Origin of the sequence: Prevotella sp. P4-67, assembly GCF_002251325.1 — a bacterium.
In the GTDB taxonomy this organism is placed as follows: domain Bacteria; phylum Bacteroidota; class Bacteroidia; order Bacteroidales; family Bacteroidaceae; genus Prevotella.
Genome location: NZ_NPJL01000025.1, coordinates 30786 through 46309, shown reverse-complemented (window position 1 = coordinate 46309; position 15524 = coordinate 30786). Strand labels below are relative to the sequence as shown.

15 protein-coding genes are annotated in these 15524 nt (G+C 45.9%); 3 read left to right on the top strand and 12 right to left on the bottom strand.

The features are described from left to right. Positions 1-21: 21 nt before the first annotated feature. From CIK92_RS04040 to uvrB, 3 genes are all read right to left on the bottom strand, one after another. Entirely contained in the window at positions 22-2352 is a 2331-nt protein-coding gene (locus tag CIK92_RS04040; protein ID WP_094388257.1) for a putative porin, read from the bottom strand. Positions 2353-2586: 234 nt separating this feature from the next. Beyond that, positions 2587-3660 (bottom strand): DUF4468 domain-containing protein, encoded by a 1074-nt coding sequence (locus CIK92_RS04030; protein WP_094388256.1) that lies wholly within the window; start codon positions 3658-3660, stop codon positions 2587-2589. 178 nt (positions 3661-3838) lie between these two features. Then, complete coding sequence (gene uvrB / locus CIK92_RS04025; RefSeq protein WP_094388255.1) at positions 3839-5863, bottom strand: excinuclease ABC subunit UvrB; 2025 nt, start codon at positions 5861-5863, stop codon at positions 3839-3841. A 125-nt stretch (positions 5864-5988) separates the two neighbouring features. On the opposite strand from uvrB, the gene CIK92_RS04020 reads away from it, so the two are divergent. The 3 genes from CIK92_RS04020 to CIK92_RS04010 are packed head-to-tail and all read left to right on the top strand — an operon-like array spanning position 5989 to position 7667. After that, a complete protein-coding gene (locus tag CIK92_RS04020; RefSeq protein ID WP_094386220.1) occupies positions 5989-6849 on the top strand; it encodes an outer membrane protein assembly factor BamD in 861 nt (286 codons plus the stop codon). A 36-nt stretch (positions 6850-6885) separates the two neighbouring features. Further along, entirely contained in the window at positions 6886-7218 is a 333-nt protein-coding gene (locus CIK92_RS04015; RefSeq protein WP_022311114.1) for a DNA-directed RNA polymerase subunit omega, read from the top strand. Then, the gene (locus CIK92_RS04010) at positions 7218-7667 is read left to right on the top strand and encodes a DUF4293 domain-containing protein (protein ID WP_022311115.1); all 450 of its coding nucleotides are present in this window, start codon (positions 7218-7220) and stop codon (positions 7665-7667) included. Before CIK92_RS04015 ends, CIK92_RS04010 begins: the two co-directional genes overlap by 1 nt. Positions 7668-8264: 597 nt before the next feature. On the opposite strand, the gene CIK92_RS04005 is transcribed toward CIK92_RS04010, so the two are convergent. The 9 genes from CIK92_RS04005 to CIK92_RS03965 all read right to left on the bottom strand — a co-directional run bounded on the left by CIK92_RS04005 (position 8265) and on the right by CIK92_RS03965 (position 15456). Then, on the bottom strand, positions 8265-8423 hold the full coding sequence (locus CIK92_RS04005) for a DUF4295 domain-containing protein (RefSeq protein WP_022311116.1): 159 nt from the start codon (positions 8421-8423) through the stop codon (positions 8265-8267). A gap of 15 nt (positions 8424-8438) precedes the next feature. After that, complete coding sequence (rpmG, locus tag CIK92_RS04000) at positions 8439-8627, bottom strand: 50S ribosomal protein L33 (protein WP_004370497.1); 189 nt, start codon at positions 8625-8627, stop codon at positions 8439-8441. Between the two features lie 24 nt (positions 8628-8651). Continuing rightward, positions 8652-8930, bottom strand: coding sequence for a 50S ribosomal protein L28 (gene rpmB, locus CIK92_RS03995; RefSeq protein ID WP_094386223.1), 279 nt, complete (start codon positions 8928-8930; stop codon positions 8652-8654). Between the two features lie 160 nt (positions 8931-9090). Then, positions 9091-9618: a CinA family protein gene (locus CIK92_RS03990; RefSeq protein WP_022311118.1), complete on the bottom strand. Its 528-nt coding sequence runs from the start codon at positions 9616-9618 to the stop codon at positions 9091-9093. Between the two features lie 33 nt (positions 9619-9651). Then, positions 9652-10677, bottom strand: a complete 1026-nt coding sequence (gene tsaD / locus CIK92_RS03985; protein WP_094386134.1) for a tRNA (adenosine(37)-N6)-threonylcarbamoyltransferase complex transferase subunit TsaD — start codon at positions 10675-10677, stop codon at positions 9652-9654. Between the two features lie 11 nt (positions 10678-10688). Continuing rightward, positions 10689-11549: a type I methionyl aminopeptidase gene (gene map, locus CIK92_RS03980; RefSeq protein WP_094388254.1), complete on the bottom strand. Its 861-nt coding sequence runs from the start codon at positions 11547-11549 to the stop codon at positions 10689-10691. 61 nt (positions 11550-11610) lie between these two features. Continuing rightward, positions 11611-14379 (bottom strand): methionine synthase, encoded by a 2769-nt coding sequence (gene metH, locus CIK92_RS03975; RefSeq protein ID WP_094388253.1) that lies wholly within the window; start codon positions 14377-14379, stop codon positions 11611-11613. Positions 14380-14432: 53 nt separating this feature from the next. Then, the gene (gene smpB, locus CIK92_RS03970) at positions 14433-14912 is read right to left on the bottom strand and encodes an SsrA-binding protein SmpB (RefSeq protein ID WP_022311122.1); all 480 of its coding nucleotides are present in this window, start codon (positions 14910-14912) and stop codon (positions 14433-14435) included. Positions 14913-14949: 37 nt separating this feature from the next. Further along, positions 14950-15456 (bottom strand): DMP19 family protein, encoded by a 507-nt coding sequence (locus CIK92_RS03965; protein WP_094386139.1) that lies wholly within the window; start codon positions 15454-15456, stop codon positions 14950-14952. Positions 15457-15524 lie beyond the last annotated feature (68 nt).

Sequence of the window (15524 nt, the reverse complement as noted above, 5' to 3'; positions counted from 1 at the left end):
CTAACTACTGGACTTGTATGGTTAATTATAGAAATTCCAACTAAGTCCAAATCTCAGGATGCTGTCATTGAGAGGATAATGAGGGGTGAGAAAATACATCTTATTGCCACTACCGGCATTGACATGACTCATCATCACAAAGAAGCGCGTCTGCTTAAGATGGAAGTTGGCATAGACATTGAGGATGGGATAATTGCCGACCTCAACACGATTGGGCCCTTCCTGAACAGCATACTGGCCCAGACCAGGAGCATAGTCAGGTGCGTAGTACTTGGTAAAATATCTTACATCAGCGCCGAAGTCGCACTTCAAGACTTTGGCGATTTTGAAGCGAAGATAGAGATTGGAGTACACATTAAGCTGAGGAACGGGCAATACATCTTCGGCACTCGACTTCTGATAAGTAAGGACATTCTCCCAGTTGAAGGGACCGAACTTGAAGTCCTGATACAACTGAAGGGTAAGCAAACTTATGGCATCACCGCTCTGACGCACATGAACATCATTGTTCAAACGGTTATAATTTTCCCCTATCTGATAACTCAATCCGAAGTATGTGTAATTGGAAATCTCGTCGAAGGCAACACGCAGTTTGGTTTTGGTCTTTTCCCAACTGAGCATACCCTGAATGCGAGAATGGATGACCTTGGACAAGCCATCATTATCCCATAAATAATGACGGCTATGGTAATGGCGATAATAGAATGAAGGTGTGTTGCGATGGAAGAAGCCATTAGCCTGAAGAGTCACAGTATCTCCAAAGAGGTTGAAGTTCAAATCAGCCGAAGCATCCACCTTCAGATTTCCGGCATCCTCTCCTGTCATACCAAATTCAGCCAATGCACAATAATGCAATGTCCTACCCTGGAATTTACTCAACTGTCCACCTATATATATATTGTTCTCACTCCAAGAAGAGGTTCCAACTTTTTCAGGCAGGACATAACGGCGCATTTCGTGGGCGGCAAACAACTTCACGCCTGCCTTGGCCCACTTGTTGAAACCCTCAAGTAGCGACAGGGCGAAGGTATTACGCAATGCAAGATGGCGAGTCTTGTCATAGATGGAATCTCCTGTATACTTTTCATCCATCTCATAATCATTGGCATAATAAGACTCGGGGGTCTCATAGGCTTGATAAATACGGCTGTAATTGTTAAGCTCAACTGTATGGATGAAACTGGTCACTGGAACATACTCTTTCTTGGTCCACAAAGTATCTTCAGCCAACTGTTGCTGCGCTGCGAGCAGGCTGTCTGCCTGAGCTTTACTTGTAATCTGAAGCCGCTCTTGGGTTTGGGTCTTCAGCGTATCTGTCGGCTCGTTGCCTGCAATGCGGGCATTGTCAGGACGACCGGCAAACTTCTGCCCTTGCTTACGGTTTTTATCAAACTCCTCTTCATCAAAGTCTTCGTCGTCGCGCTCAGCCTTCTCACGGGCTTCACGTGCCTCCTGGTCTTTCTTGGCTGCCATGGCAAACTTCTTGGCCGCAATCTCATCTTCCGTCATTTTGACGGTACGATGGAAGCCAAGGCTGTAACGATGGGTAAAGAACAGATGCTGATTGTCATTACGGTTCCAATTTCGATTGAGCACAGTAGGAATATCTGGTGTGGCGAAGCTCTCGGGGAACAACTCAGGGTGAACGATGTAGTCGTCATTGGTGATACCACCATTTTCGGTCACTTTCTGGTGATTGGTCGACATCAGAAGATGCGCCTGATATTGGTCGCCAAGATAAGAACCATACATCGTATAGTTGAAATGTGACGTACTTTGGCTGGAATAATAACCACGGCCATAAATATAATCAAAATTGAAGCCGAAACCAAGGCGCTTACCAGCATTGACACCAAACTTAGCCGTAAAATGGTCCTCGCCTGTAAGTCGGTCACCACAGGTATTGAAGGTCAGGTTGGTAAACGGCGATAAGGTATTGGTGAAATGAAAATTGCTCACATCCGTGACGAAGAAATCGTATGGATTGGTAAAGATGAAGTTACCATCCAGACTGCGGTCAATGAATATGCGGTTGATACGCGGTGCTCCAAGAGTGCCGGTAGTATTGAACTCGCCTCTCAATCCTGTAGTAAAAATACTGTTCATAAACATATGAGACAGCGTATCGGGCGTAGTATGGACAATATCACCAAAACGCTTGTCAACCGTCCATACTTTTATACCCTTAGGAATTTCCTTATCAGAGCCAAGGCTATCGGGATTGACCTTACGCGGGTTGGAATTATCCAACATTACATCACGATTAATCTGATCAAATTGATTATTATCTATTTGCGCAGACAGTGATATGCTGACTGCGCAAAAAAGAGCTAAAACGAGCTTTTTCTTCATCTCTTAGCGAATAAGTCTGAGACTACATTCAACGAACTTAAATACACAAGCTGCCAGTATTACATAAATGCCGACATTGTGACTTGACAAAAAGTAGATTGCTACACCAACAATCGCAATAACCATAAAAAGGATATTCAGCACGTTACGTATCTTGAAAAGTCGCAACTGGCGTTTAGTCTTCAAATGGTTATTGTGATCGATATTATCATTAATGATCATAAATGTATCGGATTAATTAAACAGGTTGACAAATCCGTTGAAGATTTCATCCTTGCGATCAATCGTTTTGATTCTGAATTTGCCGTAAGGACGCACGACCTTTGTCTGCTTCTTGTTAAGTGCGTATTTATCGGCTATGATGTTATGGGCCGATTCGGTAAATCCTGTCGAGCGGTTGGGCTCATAGGTGTAAGAGATTCGCTCCAATCTCACATTAAGATGGGTGTCGGCACAATTTACAATCAATGTATAAGAAAACTCCGCCTTGTCACTCATCAATATGGTATTGGCAAACACCAACCACTCATACATCTTTGCGGCAATGGAGTGAGTGTTTGTATTGACAATAGCTATCTTGCTGCGCAACTGGGAATCATCTTTCTGATTCTCGTCTACGGTAAGATTGTTGACATATTCGAAAGCCTTATCATAGATTTCACTCGCGGTCTGACCAGGAACATCGAGGTTTAATTCAAAAACGACCTTGCCATCCACCAATGGCACCGCGCCCGCAAGATATTTCACCTCAGTATTTACATCGACTTCGGGCTTGACTTCCTGACGAACCGTTGGAGTAGGAGCAGAGATCGCCGACCATCCATTGACACTGCCATACTGAGCAGGCTTTTCCTGCTTGGGTGCGGGAGTCACACTTTCCTTCTTTACAGTTTTAGTCTGGTCAGATGTTACCACCACTTTCTGCTGTGGAGCTGAAGAAGATGACTCTGCATTCATCTTCTTGGCTTCGGCATTCAGTTTCTCAGCTTCTTCATTGAGCCGAGCCGCCTCTTCCTGAGCCTTTTTTATCTGAGCTTGAATCGCTGCTTGCTTCTCAGCTATCTCCTTTTCTTTGCGTTTTTTCTCTGCATCGGCCTTGGCCTTTTCTGCATCAGCCTTGGCCTTGGCTTGCTCAGCTGCCTGCTTGGCTTTTTGAGCATTGGCTTTAGCTGCCTCTACTGCCTTTTGAGCTTCTTCAAGTTGCTTTTGAGCCCGCTCCAACTGCTGTTCAGGCGTCAAGGGCTTAACATTCTGCGCAGGGCACAGCAAGGGGAAAAGAGCGATAATCGCAATCAGTATTTTCTTCATAATCTTAAGATTTACATATTTTTGTAAGACAAAAGTACAAAAAAGATATGTTTCCGTGAAACAAATGTATGTATTTAACTATATTTTTTACATCTTCAACATAAAAAGGACAGTATGGGGAACATCGACAGTAAAAGCCCACATGACGCTTTTTGACAGTTCTATACCTACTGCTATATCATTTTTCTTCCAATTCCTTCTGCAAGCGGATGACCTCGTCACGATACTGGGCGGCTTGAATGAAATCAAGCTGTTCTGCAGCCTCTTTCATGAGTGAAGTTGTGCGTTCTATACATTTTTCCAACTGCTCCTTGGTCATCTTTATGATAATTGGGTCCGCCGCAAATGCTGGCTCTTCCGATTCCACGTATGGTTTGTAGGTGATTGTCGGCCGCGTTGTCTGAGCCTTTTCCTTGGACAATGTCTGCTTGATTTCTTTCTTTATCTGTTGTGGTTTAATATTATGGTCCTCATTATATTTCATCTGTATAGAGCGCCGTCTTGAAGTTTCATCTATCGTGCGCTGCATACTCTCGGTGATATGGTCAGCATACATTATCACTTTGCCATTGACATTACGAGCGGCACGCCCTGCCGTCTGGGTAAGGGAGCGGTGGCTACGCAGAAATCCCTCCTTGTCGGCATCAAGTATGGCAACAAGTGAGACTTCTGGCAAATCCAGACCTTCACGCAGCAGATTGACGCCAACAAGCACGTCATAGACACCGGCACGCAAGTCGTTCATGATCTGCACACGATCGAGAGTAGCTACGTCGCTATGAATGTAGTTGGCACGCACATCATGATTCAGAAGATATTCGGTAAGTTCTTCTGCCATACGCTTGGTAAGGGTAGTGATGAGTACACGCTCATGACGATTGGTGCGCGTAAGGATTTCATCCAACAGGTCGTCTATCTGGTTCTCACTCGGCCGGACCTCAATTTCAGGGTCCAACAGCCCCGTGGGACGTATTATCTGCTCGACCACAACACCCTCCGACTCCATGAGTTCATAATCAGCAGGGGTAGCAGAGACATAAATGACCTGGTTGGTCATCTCTTGGAACTCCTCAAAACGCAACGGACGATTGTCGAAAGCTGCAGGAAGGCGGAAGCCATATTCAACCAGATTTTGTTTGCGCGCTCTGTCGCCTCCATACATTGCATTGATTTGAGGAACTGTCACATGACTTTCATCGATAACCATCAGATAGTCTGAAGGAAAGAAGTCAAGCAAGCAATAAGGTTTGTCGCCAGGTTGACGACCATCAAAATAGCGGGAATAGTTCTCAATTCCACTGCAATGACCCAGTTCCTTGATCATTTCCATATCATACTCGACACGTTCTTTGATACGCTGCGCTTTGATATCATCTCCAATTTGGGTGAAGAAATCAATCTGTTTGACCAAATCGTCCTGAATAGCCCTTACAGCGCCATCCACCTGCTCTTTGGATGTAACGAATATATTGGCTGGATATATCTGATAATCATCAAAGTCAGCCAGCCGATGAAGGTCTACACTGTCGAGTTCTTCGATGCTGTCAATTTCATCTCCCCACCAACTGATGCGAAGTATATTGTCACTATAGGCAATAGCCACATCAACCGTATCACCCTTTACCCTAAAGGAACCTCGCGCCAAATCAACATCATTTCTAATATATAGTGCATCCACCAACTGCCGCAAAAAGACATTGCGGTCCTTAACCTCGCCGCGCTTCACCGAAACAATGCTGTTGGTCATGGAAGCAGGTCCGCCCATACCATAGATACACGACACGGAAGACACCACCACCACGTCGCGCCTTCCTGAGAGCAATGCACTAACTGCACTCAGCCGAAGTTTGTCAATATCTTCGTTGATAGCCAAGTCTTTCTCGATATAAGTATCAATGGAGGGAAGATAGGCTTCGGGCTGATAATAATCATAATAAGAGACATAATATTCAACGGCATTATGAGGAAAGAAACCCTTCATCTCTTGATACAATTGAGCAGCAAGTGTCTTGTTATGGCTTAATATCAGGGTCGGCTTGTTCACATTATTGATAACATTGGCTATCGTGAAGGTCTTTCCCGATCCCGTCACCCCCAATAAAACCTGGGCTTTGTCACCGCGGACTATACCTTCAGTAAGTTGCTCTATCGCATGGGGCTGATCGCCCGTAGGAGCATAATCTGATACCAAATCATAATTCATAATTGCAAAATTAAATAAAAAATGTCACCACTATCTCTAATAATAGAGTTTTTTTCCTAAAAATTGTATTTTTTACTTTGCCCATAGAGGAAATAATTGTAATTTTGCATGACAATTTTTTGATTATGAACAAAATACATTTTGCTGCTATAATCGCAGCACTCCTTTTTACAGGATGCGCCAACGAATTCAACAAGGTCTACACGACCAACAATGTTCCATATAAGTACGAATATGCCAAAGAATGCTTTGCTAAAGGCAAGTGGACACGCACTACAACTTTGCTGACCGACTTGATAGTAGTACTCAAAGGAACTGAGAATGCGCAAGAAAGCCTTTATATGCTTGCGATGGCCCAATACAACAGTAAAGACTATGAAGGAGCGGCTGCCACTTTCAAGCGTTATTACTCGTCATACCCCAAAGGTGATTTTGCAGAGAATGCCGAGTTTTATATAGGTCAAAGCCTATACGAAAGCACACCTGAACCACGACTCGACCAGTCGGCAACAGTTTCAGCTATATCTTCTTTCCAGGAATACCTCGACCTGTATCCAGACGCCAAGCACAAAGCCAGCGCCCAGCAGCGCCTCTTTGAATTGCAGGACAAACTGGTTCGCAAAGAATTGTATAACGCCCAGCTTTATTATGACCTCGGTCCATATTTCGGAAATTGCGGTCCTGGTGAGAACAACTACGAGGCTTGCATTATTACGGCGCAAAACGCACTAAAAGATTATCCCTATAGCAAGCTCAGAGAAGAATTTGCCACTTTGCTCATGAAAAGCAAATATGAGTTGGCTCAGCAGAGCGTGGCATCAAAGCAACTTGAGCGTTATCAAGATGCAGAAGACGAATGCTATGGTTTCATCAATGAATACCCAGATTCAAAAGAGCGTGCCACTGCGGAGAAATACATTGCAAAGTGCAAGGAATACATCAAGGCACATATCAACGACGAAAACATCCCAACGTTCGACAGATAAAAAACAATGACTTATTAATATTTTTAATAATTAGAAATGGATTACAAGAAATCAAAAGCCCCGGTTAACACCGTAACTCGCAACATTATGGATCTTTGCGAAGAGACTGGCAACATCTACGAGAGCGTTGCTATCATCTCAAAGCGTTCAAATCAGATTGCTGCAGAAATCAAACAAGATTTGAATAAAAAGCTTCAAGAATTTGCTTCATATACAGACACACTGGAAGAGGTGTTTGAAAACAGAGAGCAGATAGAAATATCACGCTACTATGAAAAATTACCCAAGCCGACACTTCTCGCCACACAAGAGTTTGTTGACGGCAATATCTACTGGCGTGATCCATCACAAGAAAAGGAAGACGAATAATGCTACAACGCAAACAAACATTATTTCTGCTTCTCGCCATTATTGTCTCCGTCATCTGCTCTACCTTTCCCCTTGGCACTATCGAGCCCCAAGGTATGGGAACAGAAATGAGTATATATTCATTATTCGTAAAAGGAGATAATATCAGCTACTGTTCATGGCCCTTGTTCGCCATTATGCTATGCACATATCCCGTGGCAATTATGGCTATCGCCATGTACAAGACACGCAAGAAGCAGGCTAAGATGTGTATGGTTGCTGTGATCATTAATATAATATGGTATGCCTATTATGCTATGTCCATCCTAACCACATTCAGCAAAATGGGCACATTCCATATCAACATCACTGCGCTGCTTCCCGCTCTCGCTATAGGTTGCTACCTTTTGGCAAGAAAAGGAATTTTGGATGACGAAAGGCTTGTGCGTTCGGCAGACAGAATAAGATAAAAGACGATTTGAAATATAACCCAATCAAGGAGATTAAGTCACATTATTCTCCTTTTTTATTGCCACTAAGCGACAGCTAAATAGCCAATAAATTGATTAACCACACTCTTGCTACGACTCACAACGACACATACCAATAAACACAACTATGCCACAGAGCTGTCTTGAGCCACATTGCAAGCCCGTATCAAATGACACGTAGGCAAGCATCAAACATCACGTAGACACGTATCAAACACTACGTGAGCATGTCACAAAAGACAAGAAGGCAACTAACAACCAGCGCGCCTCCAAAAGTACCTATAATAACGACAACAACAGTCGGTATAAGAGGAAACATACACAATCTACCTCCGGATAGCATGTTTGCTCATGAATGGTCTACAACATCTTCAATCATTAGCATATTCATAAAGCCTTCACTCTATAACCCAACAATCAACGAAAAAACGGATTAGCAACCCCAAACCGACCAACTATATTCACCACGCATAACAAGAATACGCTAACAATCCGTCTGAAACTTAGGGACAAAAAAAGAGCTGTAAGCAACTTGTCTTACAGCTCTATCCATATTGTTATCGTAATTATCCGATATTAGTCCTTGAAGTAAGCTTTAACATCCTCATTAGGAACCATGCGCTCATCAAAAACGTAAGCACCAGTCTTGGGGCTCTTAACCATCTTGATTACCTTGGTATATGCACGTCCGTCAGTTGAACCTTCGTGCAAGGTAGCTACCGCTTTTTTTGCCATTGCTTAAATCTCCTATTACTTAATCTCCTTATGAAGAGTCATCTTCTTCAGGATGGGATTATACTTCTTCAACTCAAGGCGCTCAGGAGTATTCTTACGGTTCTTGGTAGTCACGTAACGGCTTGTTCCTGGCAGACCACTGTTCTTCATCTCGGTGCATTCGAGAATGACTTGAACTCTGTTACCTTTAGCTTTCTTTGCCATTTGTTATATCTCCTAACCTTAAAATTAATCTACATTGTTACCCTCGGCGATTACCTTGATATCTTTCCAGTCGCAGTAACCATTCTGTACAGCCATCTTAAGAGCGGCGTCAAGTCCAACCTTATTGATAAGGCGCAGACCAGCGGCACTAATCTTCAGGCTAATCCAGCAATTCTCCTCTACATAGAAGAACTTCTTGCTGAAAAGGTTAACGTCAAAGCTGCGCTTTGTGCGATGCTTTGAGTGAGACACATTGCAACCTAACTGTGCCTTCTTACCTGTGATTTGACAAATCTTAGACATTTCTATCCTTAATTTTTGATTCTTAATTAGATACTTATTCCAAACAGGGTGCAAAATTACAATTTTTTTCGGAATAAACAAAATAAATCCCTAAACTTTTTCAAAATTAAGGTTTTTTATTGTTTTTGCATCCACGATGGTGATACTCATAGACATGGGCTTACTTTACCTCTTCGGCATCCGCATCATCAACGATGGGGTTCTTCTCCTTATAATAGTCGAGGAAAAGACGCAAAGCAATATTGGTTGCCTTGGCTATATTAATGTCACGACCATTATCCTCTTCTATCTTGAGCGTACGCACATCGTCTTTAGAACCATATCCAATCCAAATTGTACCTACAGGTATCTGTGAAGTGCCGCCACCAGGACCAGCGATACCAGTAGCAGCGATAGCATAATCACACTCCAAGGCATCGCAAGCCCCTTTGACCATAGCTTCTGCCACTCCTTGACACACAGCTGTCTGTTCTTCTATCAATTTGGAATCGACATGAAGCAGACGTTCCTTGACGTCATTGCTGTATGAAACGATACCACCTTTGAAATAATTACTGGCACCAGGTACCGCTATAATCACTTGGGCAATACGACCACCTGTACAACTCTCGGCGGTTCCCAGTGTCTTTCCTCCAGCATAGAGATACTGCAGTATTTCCTTGCTGAGTATTTTGCTTTCTAATTCCACTATATATTATATTTATGGGTTGATAATCAATACTTACTCAAACGTCACTTTACTGAAAGCCGGCAGAGATATATCGGCAAAATCATGGTCACGATATTTGAAGGTGCCGACACAGGCAATCATAGCAGCATTGTCGGTGGTATAACTGAACCGAGGAATATAGATGGTCCAACCAAAACGACGGGCATGTTCCTCAAAAGCATTGCGAAGACCGGTATTGGCAGAAACGCCGCCAGCAACAGCCACATGGGTTATGCCTGTCTGCCGTACAGCCTTGCGCAGTTTGATCATCAGTATATCTACGATTGTAGCTTCGAGACTGGCGGCAATATCCTCTTTATGATTTTCCACAAAGTCGGGCTCATCTTCTATCCATTTACGCAGATTATATAAGAACGATGTTTTCAGACCTGAGAAACTATAGTCCAGCCCAGGGATATGAGGTTCGGAGAACTGATATGCCTTGGGATTGCCTTGGCGTGCGAGACGGTCGATTATAGGCCCTCCAGGATAACCCAGACCCATAACCTTTGAGCATTTGTCTATGGCCTCTCCAGCAGCATCATCGATAGTTTGCCCCAATACCTCCATATCATTGTAGGCACGGACAAGTACAATCTGAGAGTTACCACCTGACACCAACAGACAAAGGAATGGCAGCGGCGGACAGGAGGTATCATCATCGCTCTCCTTGATAAAATGAGCCATAACATGTCCCTGGAGATGGTTGACATCTATCAGAGGTATATCCAAAGCACGTGACAATCCCTTTGCGAAGTTGACACCTACCAACAATGACCCCATCAATCCTGGGCCACGGGTAAACGCGATGGCTGACAGTTGTTCCTTGGTAATACCAGCACGGTGAAGAGCTTGGTCCACAACCGGGACTATATTCTGTTGATGGGCACGCGAAGCCAACTCAGGAACCACGCCTCCATAAGCTCGATGCACCTCTTGCGAAGCGGTGACATTGCTCAGCAACACTCCGTTGCGCAACACAGCTGCCGAGGTATCATCACACGAAGACTCTATACCTAATATATATATATCGCTCATATCATGCAGATTTAATAAGTAAGTATCTCGACGCCATTCTCTGTCATTACGAATGTATGCTCCCATTGTGCAGAGGGCAGTTCGTCACCAGTAATAACTTCCCACTCATAAGGATCATCCGCATCTATAAACACCTCATAGGTTCCCATATTTATCATGGGCTCGATGGTAAACACCATGCCAGGCACAATCAACATACCCTGACCGCGATGGCCATAATGCACTACCTCGGGCTCCTCATGGAACTTCAGGCCCACACCGTGTCCACACAAGTCGCGCACCACGCTATAGCCATTTTTCTCGGCATGACGCTGCACTGCATGGCCTATATCCCCGACAAAGCAATAAGGCTTGGCAGCCTCCATACCTACCTCGAGACACTCACGGGCAACACGCACGAGACGTTCCTTTTCAGGCGTAGTCTTACCGATAACAAACATACGTGAAGCATCGGCATAATAGCCATCCACAATAGTTGTCATATCGACATTGACAATATCACCCTCTTCCAGGACATCTTCTTCCTTAGGGATACCATGACACACAACCTCATTGATTGAAGTACATACGCTCTTGGGATAACCCTCATAGCCCAGACAGGCTGGGATGGCATTGTGGTCCTTGCAATACTGCATACAGATATCGTCAATTTCCTGCGTATTCATACCTGCATGTATCTGGCGGGCCACTTCGTCAAGACAGCCCGTATTGACCACACCGCTACGGCGTATGCCCTCTATCTGTTCGGGAGTCTTAATCAAATCGCGGGTTGGCACCAGCTTTCCTTTCTGCTCCCAATACATTACCTTTTTATCAAGTTCAGTAGGCTCCTGTCCAGACAGACAGTGCCAACGTCTTTTCTTATGAAACATATCCTATGTTATTAAATCACTGCAAAATTACTTCAAAATCAAGAAACTGCCAAAGATAAGGCTATTTTTTATCACTGTGACTGTCGAACAATGACAACTTCTGCCGCCGTGCATCGCCTATAGACAAGAGTTTCTGCTGCTCATCGTGATAACTCTTCCGAAGTTCATCATAGCGATGGTCCAGCTCCGCCTTATACGCCTCACGCTCTTCACGATTAAGCAGACGCGCAGCTGCGAGCGAGTTTTGCGATGCATCCTTCATCCACACCACCGGACCGTCATAGACCGGAGCCACCTTGAGGGCAACATGCATCTCTGAGGTGGTAGCACCGCCTATCATTATAGGTATATCCAAGTGCGCCCGTTCCATCTCGTGGGCCACACAGACCATCTCTTCCAATGACGGCGTGATAAGTCCCGACAGGCCAATGATATCTGCCTTGAGTTCGATAGCCTTGCTCACTATCTGGTCGGCAGGCACCATCACACCGAGGTCGATTACTTCGTAATTGTTGCACGCCATCACCACGCCAACAATATTCTTGCCGATATCGTGTACATCTCCCTTGACAGTAGCCAAGATTACCCGCCCTGCCGATGTCTGGTTCTCGTCACGTTCCGCCTCGATATGCGGTTGGAGTATAGACACAGCCTGTTTCATTGTACGTGCCGTCTTCACGACCTGTGGCAGAAACATCTTGCCTTCACCGAACAACCTGCCTACCTCCGACATTCCATCCATCAGCGGCCCCTCTATTATCTGCACAGCCCGTGGATATTTCTCAAGGGCTTCTGCCAAATCTTCAGCCAGATAATCGCCTATGCCCTTGCGCAGTGCATATTGCAGACGGTCTTCCAGCTGTTCCTTTCGCCAAGCCTCTTGCTGCACATTGGCTGACGGCAAAGCGCCACCGGCCTTGAGAGCATCCTGCTCCTGCTTCAGACGGGCAGCCAGTTCAATGAGGTCTTCCGCAGCTCCCTTGCGGCGGCAGAGCACTACATCTTCTATAATACGCAGATGGTCTTCGGGGATATCCTGATAAGTGACACGCGTAGAGGGATTGACAATACCAAAATCCATACCAGCCTGAATGGCATGATAGAGGAAGACGGCATGCATAGCTTCACGGATATAGTTGTTGCCACGAAAGGAGAAACTCAGATTGCTCACTCCGCCACTTACGTGGGCTCCGGGCAGATTTTCCTTTATCCATCGGGTAGCGCGGATGAAGTCCAGAGCATATCGGTCGTGCTCTTCCAGTCCCGTAGCTATCGAGAGTATGTTGGGGTCAAAGATGATATCACACGCATTCATGCCCACCTGCTCCGTCAGAATGTGATAAGCGCGCTGAGCTATCTCGATACGTCGCTCATAGGTAGTAGCCTGGCCCTCTTCGTCGAAGCACATGACTACCACGGCTGCACCGAAGCGCTTGACATCCTTGGCGTGGCTGACAAACACATCCTCTCCTTCCTTCAGCGAGATGGAATTGACCACCGACTTTCCCTGACAACACTTGAGGCCAGCAAGGATGACATTCCATTTCGACGAGTCAATCATCACCGGAACGCGTGCCACGTCGGGTTCCGATGCCAATAGCCGCAGGAAATGGCTCATCTCGGCTTCAGCATCAAGGAGGGCATCATCCATATTGACGTCTACCACCATAGCACCGTCACTTACCTGGTGGCGGGCTATCGTGAGCGCCTCTTCGTAGTTCTTCTCCTTGACAAGTCTGAGAAACTTGCGAGAGCCAGCCACATTGCAGCGTTCGCCGACATTGACAAACATACCCTGCCGAACCTCCAGCGGCTCCAGGCCACTCAGTTGCAGATATTCACTTCTATCGCAGGGGACATAGGGCTGCTTGCCACGAGCAAGTTCCACATAGCGGGCGATAAAATGGTCATCAGTACCACAGCAGCCACCGACGATATTGAGTATGCCTTCATCTATCAAAGCGCCTATCTTGGGAGCCATAGTGTCGGCAGTCTCGTCGTATAGTCCCATAGAGTTGGGCAAACCAGCATTGGGGTAAGCAGATATATAATAAGGTGACTTGCGGGCGAGCTCCTCCAGATACGGTTTCATTTGAGATGGACCAAACGAGCAGTTCAGTCCGACTGAAAATACCGGATACGAACTGATGCTCGCCAAGAAGGCATCGAGCGTCTGTCCGCTCAGCGTGCGACCAGCCAGGTCGCTCACCGTCACACTCAGCATGATGGGCAGTTCTATGCCACGGCGCTCCATCACGCTCACCGCAGCATCCATGGCCGCCTTGGCATTGAGGGTGTCAAATATTGTCTCTATCAGAAACGCGTCTACCCCACCCTCAGCCAAGGCATCGACTTGCTCCATATAGGCGTCAAGCAGTGTGTCATAGTCAAGGTCACGTGCAGCAGGGTCAGCCACATCCGGCGACATCGAGCACGTGCGGTTGGTGGGACCTATCGAGCCCAGTACAAACCGAGGGTGCTCTGCCGTTGCATAGCGGTCGGCCATCTCACGGGCAAGCCGGGCACCGGCCAACGCCATCTCACCCGACAGATGCTCCAAGTGGTAATCGGCCTGGGATATACGCTGCGAAGAGAACGTATTGGTTTCTATCATGTCTGCACCAGCCTCAAGATAGCGCCGGTGAATATCCTGCACGATATCTGGACGGGTAAGACACAGCATATCATTGTTGCCTACATACAGTACATCATCGCGCAAGTCCAACCTTCCGCGGAAGTCGCCTTCCGAGAGACCGTAGCCTTGTATCATCGTGCCGATGGCACCATCGAGTATCAGTATGCGTTGCTTGACAAGTTGTCTTATATCCATAAACAATCTGACAGGAATACGCCTCGGCCTACTCCTGTCTCAAATAAAATCAATTAGAAATGTTTTCTTACACGGTCCATCTCCCGACGGTCTTCCTTTTCCTTGAGAGTCTGGCGTTTGTCAAACTCTTTCTTACCTCGGGCAAGGGCGATATCCATCTTGGCTCTACCGTGCTCGTCGATGAAAATCAAAATAGGGACGATGGTAAAACCCACATCCTTGGCAGCGGCCTCGAGATGACGTATCTCGCGCTTCTTGAGCAGAAGTTTGCGGTCACCCTTAGCCTCGTGATTGGAAAAAGAGCCATAGAAATAAGGGCTGATGTTCATACCCTTGACCCATATTTCCCCACGGTCTATCACACAGTAGCTATCGACAAGCGAAGCCTTGCCGGCACGTATAGACTTAATCTCCGTACCGGTGAGTACCATGCCTGCCGTATAGGTATCAACGAAGAAATACTCAAACGAGGCTTTCTTGTTGCGTATCTGCACAGGGCTCTTCTTGCGTATATCCTGTTCTTGTTTGTTCATTTTTTCATTCTCCTTTCTTACTCGTTACCGCCATCTGTCAAGCCTCTATCTCGCAGAAACGGTCCAGATGCTCATCCACATAGTGGGCTATGGCAGAAGTGAATCCCTCTTCGCCCTCAACAAACTTGTCATCAAGGTCGTCAAACTCGGGGAAGCGCTCAAACATGGCCATAAACTCGTCGTCGTCACACTCACGCTCTATCTCTTCATGATACTTGGAATAGAGTTTGTGCGCACGGCGTATAAGACTGCACAGTTCAGGCAACCCCCAACCACGCACAGCCTTGTCAAACGGATTGTGGAAGATAAAGTGTCCCCAACCGTTGTGGATAAGCTGGACAAAGCCACCATCCATCATTTCTTCGCGCATGGCAATATATGCCAGCAGCGTAATCTGGTCGGCATTGAGCATCCCCATTGTCTCGGCTGTAAGTTCTCCACCGATAGCCTCATAGGTGGCATCCACTATTACCTGCACAAACTCATCCATGCCTTCGCCGGCAGCTTTGGCCAGAGCGGCGTCTTTGACTTTTACTATCATAATGATGCAAAATTAGACAAAAAAAACGGAAAAAGAATATGTAAGGTACAAGAAAATAGTGTTTGCCCTTG

Coding starts and splice junctions, on each gene's coding strand:
- rpmB (WP_094386223.1), bottom strand. CDS start 8,930: ATGTCTAAGATTTGTCAAATCACAGGTAAGAAGGCACAGTTAGGTTGC.
- CIK92_RS04040 (WP_094388257.1), bottom strand. CDS start 2,352: ATGAAGAAAAAGCTCGTTTTAGCTCTTTTTTGCGCAGTCAGCATATCA.
- CIK92_RS04020 (WP_094386220.1), top strand. CDS start 5,989: ATGAACAAAATACATTTTGCTGCTATAATCGCAGCACTCCTTTTTACA.
- CIK92_RS04010 (WP_022311115.1), top strand. CDS start 7,218: ATGCTACAACGCAAACAAACATTATTTCTGCTTCTCGCCATTATTGTC.
- uvrB (WP_094388255.1), bottom strand. CDS start 5,863: ATGAATTATGATTTGGTATCAGATTATGCTCCTACGGGCGATCAGCCC.
- CIK92_RS04005 (WP_022311116.1), bottom strand. CDS start 8,423: ATGGCAAAAAAAGCGGTAGCTACCTTGCACGAAGGTTCAACTGACGGA.
- map (WP_094388254.1), bottom strand. CDS start 11,549: ATGTTTCATAAGAAAAGACGTTGGCACTGTCTGTCTGGACAGGAGCCT.
- CIK92_RS04030 (WP_094388256.1), bottom strand. CDS start 3,660: ATGAAGAAAATACTGATTGCGATTATCGCTCTTTTCCCCTTGCTGTGC.
- tsaD (WP_094386134.1), bottom strand. CDS start 10,677: ATGAGCGATATATATATATTAGGTATAGAGTCTTCGTGTGATGATACC.
- metH (WP_094388253.1), bottom strand. CDS start 14,379: ATGGATATAAGACAACTTGTCAAGCAACGCATACTGATACTCGATGGT.
- smpB (WP_022311122.1), bottom strand. CDS start 14,912: ATGAACAAACAAGAACAGGATATACGCAAGAAGAGCCCTGTGCAGATA.
- CIK92_RS04015 (WP_022311114.1), top strand. CDS start 6,886: ATGGATTACAAGAAATCAAAAGCCCCGGTTAACACCGTAACTCGCAAC.
- rpmG (WP_004370497.1), bottom strand. CDS start 8,627: ATGGCAAAGAAAGCTAAAGGTAACAGAGTTCAAGTCATTCTCGAATGC.